The organism is Acidovorax sp. KPB24-07, assembly GCF_057543315.1.
The window spans coordinates 1-9,991 of record NZ_BAAJYS010000133.1 but is presented as its reverse complement, the minus strand read 5'-3'; the positions used below and the strand labels follow the sequence as shown (position 1 = coordinate 9,991).

The 9,991-nt window shown below is 65.8% G+C and carries 7 protein-coding genes, 1 pseudogene and 1 CRISPR repeat array; of the genes and pseudogenes, 1 reads left to right on the top strand and 7 read right to left on the bottom strand.

From position 1 onward, the window contains the following. Positions 1-97: 97 nt before the first annotated feature. Positions 98-465: direct repeats of the CRISPR family, unit length 32 nt; unit sequence GTTTCAACCCACGCGCCCGCACGGGGCGCGAC. 203 nt (positions 466-668) lie between these two features. The 7 genes and pseudogenes from cas2 to AC27IQ_RS14165 form a co-directional block, all read right to left on the bottom strand. Next, a complete protein-coding gene (gene cas2 / locus AC27IQ_RS14195) occupies positions 669-959 on the bottom strand; it encodes a CRISPR-associated endonuclease Cas2 (RefSeq protein ID WP_272565093.1) in 291 nt (96 codons plus the stop codon). Positions 960-972: 13 nt separating this feature from the next. After that, positions 973-2,014 (bottom strand): annotated as a pseudogene (gene cas1c, locus AC27IQ_RS14190) (type I-C CRISPR-associated endonuclease Cas1c). Continuing rightward, the gene (gene cas4 / locus AC27IQ_RS14185; RefSeq protein WP_487089849.1) at positions 1,999-2,658 is read right to left on the bottom strand and encodes a CRISPR-associated protein Cas4; all 660 of its coding nucleotides are present in this window, start codon (positions 2,656-2,658) and stop codon (positions 1,999-2,001) included. The pseudogene cas1c and the gene cas4 overlap by 16 nt, the downstream one beginning before the upstream one ends. A gap of 28 nt (positions 2,659-2,686) precedes the next feature. Next, positions 2,687-3,568: a type I-C CRISPR-associated protein Cas7/Csd2 gene (gene cas7c / locus AC27IQ_RS14180; protein ID WP_487089848.1), complete on the bottom strand. Its 882-nt coding sequence runs from the start codon at positions 3,566-3,568 to the stop codon at positions 2,687-2,689. After that, on the bottom strand, positions 3,565-5,397 hold the full coding sequence (cas8c, locus tag AC27IQ_RS14175) for a type I-C CRISPR-associated protein Cas8c/Csd1 (RefSeq protein WP_487089847.1): 1,833 nt from the start codon (positions 5,395-5,397) through the stop codon (positions 3,565-3,567). Before cas8c ends, cas7c begins: the two co-directional genes overlap by 4 nt. After that, positions 5,394-6,068 (bottom strand): type I-C CRISPR-associated protein Cas5c, encoded by a 675-nt coding sequence (cas5c, locus tag AC27IQ_RS14170; protein ID WP_487089846.1) that lies wholly within the window; start codon positions 6,066-6,068, stop codon positions 5,394-5,396. Before cas5c ends, cas8c begins: the two co-directional genes overlap by 4 nt. Before the next feature lie 52 nt (positions 6,069-6,120). After that, on the bottom strand, positions 6,121-8,382 hold the full coding sequence (locus tag AC27IQ_RS14165) for a CRISPR-associated endonuclease Cas3'' (RefSeq protein WP_487089850.1): 2,262 nt from the start codon (positions 8,380-8,382) through the stop codon (positions 6,121-6,123). A gap of 274 nt (positions 8,383-8,656) precedes the next feature. Between AC27IQ_RS14165 and AC27IQ_RS14160 the strand changes: the two genes are divergently transcribed. Beyond that, the coding region (locus AC27IQ_RS14160) for a Do family serine endopeptidase (protein WP_487089845.1) at positions 8,657-9,991 on the top strand (1,335 nt) is incomplete at its 3' end.

Here is a 9,991-nt window from a genome sequence, read left to right as displayed (position 1 = left end):
CGGGCGCGCACGTGGCGACCAGGTCGCGAAGACGTTTCAACCCACGCCGCCCGCACGGGGCGCGACGCAGCATGTAGGGCGGCAGAGTGGCAGTGAAGTTTCAACCCACGCGCCCGCACGGGGCGCGACGTGCGCGACGCAAAATCATGTGGAAGTTCAGCGGGTGTTTCAACCTACGCGCCCGCACGGGGCGCGACTCTACATGCCCAGCGTGGGCTATTCCGTGTGCTCAGTTTCAACCCACGCGCCCGCACGGGGCGCGACGTGCCTTTTTCCCCAAGCCGGTCATCGAGATGGCGTTTCAACCCACGCGCCCGCACGGGGCGCGACACGGCCTGCTTGTTGAGGTCGGGCGCCAGGCGCTTGTTTCAACCCACGCGCCCGCACGGGGCGCGACGCCCCCGCGAAGCTCAATCACTTTCAGCATGTCCATGTTTCAACCCACGCGCCCGCACGGGGCGCGACGGCCCATTTATAACCGCCTGTCCCCACTAGCAAAAATCCCCTCTCTCCGCGAACCCCTTCCCCCTGGCAGGCGTACCAGCGCCTCTCCCACGTGCCAGGAGAAAAATCATCGGTCAATCAAAGAGTTAGAACTCCGCGAAGCGCGATGGCCGTGCCCAGTCGCTTGGGGTTCGCAAAATGGCGCCGCCGGTGCCCAAGGCGTGTCAGAGAATAAGCGGAGCGTTCAGGTCGAGAACGGGCTTGGCCCCCACGTGTTCCACCCGGTCTTTCCATTGTTGGCCCAGGTAGTAAAACCGCAGGCTGTCTGTAGCCGGGTCGATGATCTGGACCAAGCGGTTTTTCAGGGCCACCCATTGTGCCGAGTCCACTTCGATCTCGAACACCGAGTACTGCACGCGCTGGCCAAAATCCAGGCACGCTTTGGCGATGTGCCGCAGGCGCCGGGCACCCACCTTGTCCTGCGAACGGACGTCATAGCTCACAAGCACCATCATGATCGGCGATGCCTCATTTCCAAAGGAAGGGTGGGTAGGCGTCGAGGTCGCCGCGCAAATGGCGGGCCAGCAATTGGGCCTGGATGAATGGAAACAGCCCGATGGGTGCCTTTTCTTCCAGAAAAACGTGCCGCAGCGTTTCGCGCTTGCGCTCCTGGTAGGCCGTCAGCACCGTCTTGCGCGATTCTTCGCGCAGCAGCACGGCGCCGTTGTCCATCGTCTGAAAATCGCGCTCGCCGATCTGGCGCAAGTTGATCAGCGACAGCGCCAGCCGGTCGGTCAGCAGCGGCCGAAACTCCTCCAGAAGATCCAGCGCCAAGCTGGGCCGGCCTGGCCGGTCGCGGTGCAGAAAGCCCACCGCCGGGTCCAGCCCCACGCTTTCCAGGGCCGAGCGGCAATCGTGGGTCACCAGCGTGTATAAAAAAAGAGAGCAGGGCGTTGACCGCATCCAGCGGCGGCCTGCGGCTGCGCCCGGTGAACCGCATGGCGGTGCCGGGCACGCGGATGAGGTGGTCGAACACCCCGAAGTAAGCCTGCGCCGCTTCGCCCTCGTACCCGCGCAGCAGGTCCACCGACGGTGTCTGGGCCAACTTGCCGGCGATGCGTTCCAGACGCTGGTGGGCATGCGCCAGGGCGGCTTCGTCTCCGGCCGCCAGCTTGCTGCTGTGATCGCGCAGGGCCCGGCCCAGCACGGCGCGCTGGTTGTGCAGCTTGCCCTGCAGAAGATTGCGCACGATGCCGGCACACCCCTCGGGGTTGTCCGCGTTGCGGTACTGCGCGCGCCGCAGCAGGACGTTGCCGGACACGGGTCCTTCCACCCGCGCCAGAAACCTGCCGTTGGTCGTGAGAAAGCAGGTGCTGATGCCCTGCTCCGCGCAATAGCCCAGCAAAGGGGGCGACACCAGCACGCGGCCAAAGCACACCAGGCTTTCCAGCATGTGCACGGGCAGCCGGGCACGCACCGTTTGCTCGACTTCCATCACGATGTTCGCACCGTCCTTGTGAAGCCAGGCGCCTTCGGTGGTCACATACAGGGTGTTCAGCTGTCTGCGCATGGTGGCTCCGCCTCGCTGTCTTCTTTCAGTTGCCGTGCGAGCCAGTCGTTCACGCTGCTCTGGCGTCTCAGCAGCTTGGGCTGGCACAGGTCGAGCAGCGAGCAGGCATCGCAGCGCTTGGGGCTGTACTGCGCGGTGGGTGTGATGTTCGCGTCCAGCATGGCGCGTGTGGCACCGATGGTTTCCCGCGTGAGTTGGCGCAGGGCCTGATCGAACGGCACATCGGTGCGCCGGCGTGTCTCGCCATAGAACAGGGCGCCCTGCGCAATCGGCTGCTCCAGCATCGCTTCCAGGCACAGGGCCTGTGCGCACAGTTGCACTTCGTCCGCGCGATGGGCCTTGGGCCGCCCGCGTTTGTATTCCACGGGAAACGCCTGTTCGCCGTCTTCGATCTCGTGGAACTCCACCACATCCGCAATGCCGGTGATGCCCAGCCCCGGGTGCGCCAGCGGCATGGCCGTGACCGTGCGCACACCGCGTCGGCGCTCGCCCCGGGGCTTGTCGGCGCGCTCGTGCAGCACCCGCCCCTCTGCAGTGTGGCGGCTTTCCGCCCACAGTTGCTCCACGTGGATGAGGGCGCACTGGCGAGGGCAATACCGGTAGTGTTGCAGCGCCGAAAGGGGAATGAAGTCCGATTCGTCCACGGCCTGCCTCCAGGCGTGCGAAGCCGCGCTAGATCAGCTCACGAACGGCCACGCCCGAAGGAATGGCCGCTTGGTCGATCTCCACGCGGTAATCCGCAAACCGGCGTGGAGCGCTATCCGTATCGGCCTGTGCCGGTGTGATCCGGACGGCATCGAACAGCACATGCGCTGGTGCATTGCCCATGGCGCTTTCATGCTCGAACACGATCAGCTTGCGTGCCGCCATTTCGCCGCGTGCGGCCGAGCGGTCGTGTTCGAACATGTTGATGAGCGCGCGCCAGAACAGCTCCAGGTCTGCGTCGGAAAAGCCCGTGCGCTCGGCCAGCTTGGCCGAAACAAAACCGTGCGCGCGGTACAGGCCATAGGGAATGATGTGCTTTCGGCCCATGGTGCGGTTGTCGCCGCTCTGTGCCTCGGCCTCCTTCTCGGTGGTCACGGCCATGCGGGTGATCGAAATCTCCAGCGGCACCACGGGGTCGATGGAGGTGGCGAAAGCCATCTGCACCGGCCCGCGCACCTGGCCCGCGTTGACACCCGTGGTCATCACCGCGCCGAAGGTGCGCACGTCGAAGAAGTTGTTGCACATCCATTGCGTGATGGCGCGGGCTTTCTCTTCTTCCTTGGGCAGCTTCTTGTCTTCAGGTTTCAGCGACTGGGCATCGTAGGCTTTGCGGTGCTGGTTGTTGAGCACGGCCTTTTCCTGCATGTAGATGGCATAGCCCGCGTCGGCCGGTTTGTCCAGGCTGACGAAGTTGCGGATCTTGCGCTTCAGGCACACGTCGGTCACCAGGCCCCGGTTGGTCTCGGGGTCCAGGCGCGGCAGGTTGCCGGCGTCTGGATCGCCATTGGGGTTGCCGTTGGTGATGTCGAAAAGGTAGACGAACTCGTAGCGGTGGGCAATGGCGGTCATGCGGGGGCTCCCTCGGTGTTGTCGGTGTTGGAATCTGCGGTGTCTTGTTCGGCCTCCGTGCCGCCTTTGGTGAAACGGCTTTGGGACTGGTGGTAGTACCCGATGGCGAAGCGGCCCTGGTCCTCGATGCGCAAGCTGCGCGGAAACTGCTCCCCCAGGCCATCGACGATTTCGCGGATGTCCTTTTCCAGGTTCACGGCCAGGCCCGGCTTGTCCTTGCGGAGCTTGCCCAGGTGGTTCTGCGTATTGCGCAGCAGCACCGGAAAGACGGATGCCGGCGTGGCCGATGCCGCGCCGTAATACCGGTCGCGGATGTTGGCATTGACTTGGCCGCCGAGCGCGCTGCGCTGCACCGCTTCCAGCACCGCGAACAGGCGGCCCAGCCGGTAGCCTGGGTTTTCGGATTGCTTGTCGAGACTCACGGGAACCTCCTCCTTGTGGATGTGTGTGTGGATGCCCAGCCGCTTCTCCCGGGCCAGGATGCCTTTGCAGATCGCCGCGCGCAGGCCTGACAGGTTGCCGTCCGAGCGGATGCGCATGAGGGTGTTGGCCAGCAGGCTGCGCGGGTAGGACCGGCCGCTCAGCACCGAGCGCATGAATTCACCGGCCAGGTTGTTGAAGGCATCGTCCATCTTGGGCATGGCGCCTTCGCGGTTCGGTACCGTCGCAAGAATGACGCGGCGCGCGGCCGGCGCGGTCTTCCAGGGCACGGGTTCGATCCGAAAGTCCTGCGCGTGCTGGGCCAGGCGTTGGGCCAACATGCCCAGCGTGCCCGTCTCCCAGAAGCGGATGGAGATGCGCGAGGCGTTCGGAGCCAGCCCCAGCACGAACATGCGCGTGCCGTCCTGCAGCTTCGGATTCAGTTCGCTCAAGGGGCGTCCCTTGACGATCTGCTCCAGCACCTCACGCACCCGCGCCGCTTCCTGGGAGTCGTCCGGCGGCGCGTTGAGCAGCGACTCGAATGTCAGTTCGGCTTCCTGCGCCTGATCCGCATCGTCCGCCTCCGCCCAGAACACCACGCTCGCATCGCCGATCTGGATGCGCTGGCGGTTGTGCTCGCCGCGCCGCAGCAGGTGGTTGAGCACGGTGGTATAGGCAAAGGCGGCCTGCTCGGAAACGGGCGCGTTCTCGCCCTGGCTCTTGCCATACGACGTGAACGACTCCAGGTTGAACGACACGATGGACGCGCCCGCGCTTTGCGCGCCGTTCACGCCTTTGATGGCGGGGTGCAAGTTCGCGATTTTTGATCGTTTGCCGGTTACCAGGCAGTCGGCCCAAGCCGCTGCTTTGTCAGCATCAACGAATATCCTTTCGCGCGCTTCTTCTGCTGCTGGACGCTGATGCAGGAAGCGCAATTCTCCGTCGAGGCGGAACACAATGTTCGCGCCCACCAGGCCCTCCGCATGTGGGGTAAAGAGTGCATGCGACGACAGGGATTCAGGTTTCCATTCCTTCACGAATGATTGAAGGGCAATAAGCCCTGGATCATTGAAGTTGGACATGGTGGAGAGGTGCAGCTCTCGAAACGTGGCATGGTCTTGGGCTGCCTTCGCTTCGCCGACACCCAGCACGTAGCTGCTTTTGTCCCACAGGAAAAATGACTTTGAACCAGTGCCCGGGCGTTTGAAAGATGCAGGCACGGCGATGACCCTGGGCAGCGGCTTTTTTCCTGCTGTATTCCTGATGTCGTTGACAGCCGTCACTGAACCATCTGTCGCCAGAACGATTTCATAGGAGATGTTCTCTTGTGAGTACCCTGGCTGGGCAATGGCGCTATCGCCGGTGTTTTGGAGTCGGCTGTAGTAACCGTTCAGGGCCTGCAGAATCATGACTTCACCTCTTCGCTGTGCCAGGGCGGCACCTCGATCACGCCGGCCGCCATCTGTGCGCGGAAGAAGCGGGGCGACATGCCCCGGTCGAAATCGATGTCGTGCAGCGTCCAGCCCAGGTCGCGTGCCTCCTTAAGGCTTTCGTGCTTCTCGGGGATGGGGTCGCCGTCTTCGATCAGCTGGAAGTTCGCCGGAAACTCCCGCACGCCCATGCAGGGCTGCTGAAAGCACTGCCCCTTGCGCGCGCGGCGGTTGAAGATGTCCAGGTGCTTGCCCACAGAGTCCTCGGCCCCGGCCTTGGGGGTGAGATCGAAGTGTGCTTCGATCACATAGGCCACGTCGCGCAGGATGGTGGCGGCGCGCTGCTGCCGGTCTTCATCGACGTAATTCGCCAGCCCCGCGGTGTCGCCGGCCTTCATGGCCTTGGTCACGCTGGCGGGGGAGAGCTTGCCGCCCACTTCGTTGCGCCGAATGGATTCGAAGCGGATGGGTTTCAGCACATGGATGCGGTCCACGTGCCATCGGATCGCCGGCTTCCAGTGGATCGCATCGAGAATGCCGCGCGCGGCGGAGGGGGTGATGACGTCGTAGGAGACGCGTTCCACCTTCATTTCGGGGCGCGTAAAGCAAGCGCGTTCGCCCCAGACCTTGAGCTTCACTCCATATCCCATGGGCCCTCCCGGTTGTTTCATTGGATCATCGCTGGCCGCCCCGACAGCGGGCTTACCAGTTCAGGTGTTCGGTGCGGATGAATGCCGGGTGGTCCCAGCTCAATCCAAATTGCGGGTCGTAGAGGCCGTCGTGGGCGAGCACCATGAACTGGTCGCCCCATTTTTGAGGCGCGACAGGAATGACCGCGCCCGCCTCGTAGAGCGCCTCGAAGCCCTGGCGGGGCAGTTGCACCAGATAGGGCTGCAGCTTGCGCGCGAGGCCGACGCTGCCTTCGGCGTGCTCCAGGTCGCGCAGAAAGCCTTTGGCGTCGTCGTCATACGGCACGATCACCGGCATCTGCACGGTGTCGATCATGCGGAATTTCATGGCCAGCGTTTCCATGGGAAGGCTGTCGATGCGGCTTTCGCGCAGCAGGCCCATGAGGTCAGGCTTGTCCAGCGAATCACCGCCCTTTTGCCAATACAACAGGGCGAAGTAGCGGCCGATGGCCTCGGGCGACAAAGGGTCGCCTGCGTTCTGACGCAGCACTTCGCGGGCGGCCTGGGCGTATTGCTTCAGTTCAGGCGGTGGGGCCCAGTCTTCGTTGGCGTTGGCAAACACCCGCACGTCGCTGGCGTCCAGGGGCCTGCCGCCTTCGCGGTTGCAGCGGCCTGCCGCCTGGGCGATGGAGTCCAGGCCCGCTTCGGCGCGCAGCACGGTAGGGAAATCGACGTCCACGCCTGCTTCGATCAAGCTCGTGCTCACCACCCGGCATGGCTCACCATCCTTGAGCATCTGCCGCACCTCGGCCAGCACGGCGCTGCGGTGTTTGGCGCACATCAGCGTGGTCAGGTGGCGTGCGCCGGGCAGATCGGCCATGGCCTGGTACACGGCCCTCGCATGGCGGCGGTTGTTGACGATGCACAGCACCTGTTCACGCGAGCGCATCTCGGCGGCCAGCGCCTCGTCGCTCAGCGTGCCCACATGCCGCACCCGCACGCGTTCGAGCTGGCGGAACAGCCTGTCCGGCTCCGGCGCCAGCTCGCGCACGCCCGTGAGCCCGCCTTCGAACGCCGGCGCCTTCAGGGCGGGCTGCGTGGCCGTGCACAGCACCACGCTAGTGCGGTAGTTGCGGGCCAGCTCATCGATGGCGGCCACGCAGGGCCGCAGCAACTGCAGCGGCATGGTCTGCGCCTCGTCCAGGATCACCACGCTGCCCGCGATGTGGTGCAGCTTGCGGCACTGCGAGGACTTGGCCGCGAACAGGCTTTCGAAGAACTGCACGGCGGTGGTGACGACGATGGGGGCGTCCCAGTTCTCCATGGCCAGCCGCAGCTTCTGGACCGACTGGTACTTCTCGGGATCATTGCGCGGGGGCGGCTGTTCCACGAAGGCGCTGTGGTGCTCCAGCACGGCCGCCTCGCCCAGCGGGCCCAGTGCCTTGCGGAACACGGCGGCGTTCTGCTCGACGATGCTGGTGAACGGGATCACGAAGATCACGCGCTGCAGCCCGTGGCGAATGGCGTGGTCAAGCGCGAACGCCAGCGATGCCAGCGTCTTGCCGCCCCCCGTGGGCACCGTGAGCGAAAACAATCCTGGCTCCTGCTCCGCCTGGCCCCGCACATGGCGCAGGATGTCGGCACGCAGGCGGTTCACGCCGCTATCGGCCTGGAACTGGCCCAGGAAGTGGTCGAGTTGCTCGCGCAGCGCCACGAGCGTGGGCGGCGCGCCGCCGCCACGGCGCAGGTCGGGGCGTTTTTCAGCGAGGTGGTAGAACGCCTCGGTATCGAGGAAGTCGGCATCCACCAGGCACGAGAACAGCATGCGGGCGAGAAACGCCAGCTGGAACGGATACCGGTCCTTGGCCTGCTGGCGGCCCTGGCCGCTGTAGGGCTTGAAGCCCGCAGGCACCCCGAGGCGAGCGGGCAAGGGGATATCCTGTTTCCAGGCGGGGTGCAGCGCCGGCAGGTCGGACGACAGCCGGTCGGCCAGGGCCGTGCGTTCGCCCTCGCCCTGCCCATTGGCCAGCCCCGCATGGTGGCCGGCAATGCCGTAGGCCAGCAGTTGCCCCATGTCCCCCAGGCGCTCCTGCGCGATGCGTGCCCCCCAGGTGGAGTGGTCCACACGCAGCGGACTGCCGCGCAGCCTTTCCTGAAAGGGCTCGGTGTACTTGCCCAGGTCATGCAGATGCCCGATCACCCGGGCCAGCGCCTCACCGCCGAAAACAGCCGCGAATTCTCCCGCCCCTCGGCCCACGGCGTGCAGATGGTCCGGCAGGGGCTGCCAGCCTTCCTGGTCCGCGCTGCCGGTGGAATGGGCATAAAAGCGCGGCATGCCAGTGCCTTGCTCTGGGTCGTTCAATGGTTTGTCCTCCCTTTGGATCGGTGGCCGCAGTCCTTTATGGATGAGCTGTCGGCGGGGGCATTGTGGCGGCTGTGTGTGGTGGGCCGCCTGCGGGATTTCCCTTTGGTGCGCCTTCTCGGTCACGTCCAACGACTGAACTGCGCCGCAACCGGGCCTGCGTCACCAGCCCCCGGATGCCCCTAAGCCACACCTAAGTCTCGTTGCCCAAACTGCCCCCATGCAACGACCCAACGAAAGGATTGCCATGAACTCCGTTCTATCGACCCCCCGCCGCCTGACCCTGGCCCTGCTCACTGCCGGCGCCATCGGGGCCACCGGCGCGGGGCTGGTGACCAACATGCATTCCAGCCGCGCCGCCATGCCGCCCGCCGCGGTGCAGCCGGCGGCCATGCCGTCCACGGGCGGCGTGACGGCGCCGGACTTCGCGCAGATCACGGCGCGCAACGGTCCGGCGGTGGTCAACATCAGCGTGAGCGGTACCACCAAGACGTCCATGACCGATTCGGACGACGACGATGACGAGACCGCGGCCCACCCGCGCAGCGGCGCACAGGGCATCGACCCCAACGATCCGATGTTCGAGTTCTTCCGCCGTTTCGGCATGGTGCCGCCCGGCCTGCAGGCCCCCGGCCGCCAGCGCGAGGTGCCCACGCGGGGCGAGGGCTCGGGCTTCATCGTGAGCGCCGATGGCGTGATCCTCACCAACGCCCACGTGGTCAAGGGCGCCAACATGGTCACGGTGAAGCTGACCGACCGGCGCGAGTTCCGGGCCAAGGTGCTGGGCTCCGACCCCAAGACCGACATCGCGGTGCTCAAGATCGACGCGAAGGACCTGCCCGTGGTGCAGCTGGGCAGCACGCGCAACCTGGCGGTGGGCGAGTGGGTGCTGGCCATCGGTTCGCCCTTCGGCTTCGAAAACAGCGTGACGGCCGGCGTGGTGAGCGCCAAGGGGCGCTCGCTGCCCGACGACAGCTACGTGCCCTTCATCCAGACCGACGTGGCGGTGAACCCCGGCAACTCGGGCGGCCCGCTGTTCAATGCGCGCGGCGAGGTGGTGGGCATCAATTCGCAGATCTACAGCCGCTCGGGCGGCTACCAGGGCGTGTCGTTCTCCATCCCGATCGAGGTGGCCGCCAAGGTCAAGGACCAGATCCTGGCCACGGGCAAGGCCAGCCACGCGCGCCTGGGCGTGTCGGTGCAGGAGGTGAACCAGGCCTTTGCCGATTCGTTCCAGCTCGACAAGCCCGAAGGGGCGCTGGTGGCCGGCGTGGAAGAGGGCGGCCCGGCCGACAAGGCGGGCCTGAAGTCGGGCGACGTGATCCGCAGCGTGAACGGGCAGCCCATCGTGGCCTCGGGCGACCTGCCGGCCATCGTGGGCCAGGCGGCGCCCGGCACGCAGGCGCGGCTGGAGGTGTGGCGCCATGGCAAGCGCGAGGAGTTCACCGCCACGCTGGGCGATGCGAGCGAGAAGGCCACCAAGATCGCCAGTTCGGAAAAGTCGAGCGGCAAGGGCCGGCTGGGCCTGGCGCTGCGGCCCCTGCAGCCGCAGGAGCGCCGCGATGCCGGCGTGGACGGCGGC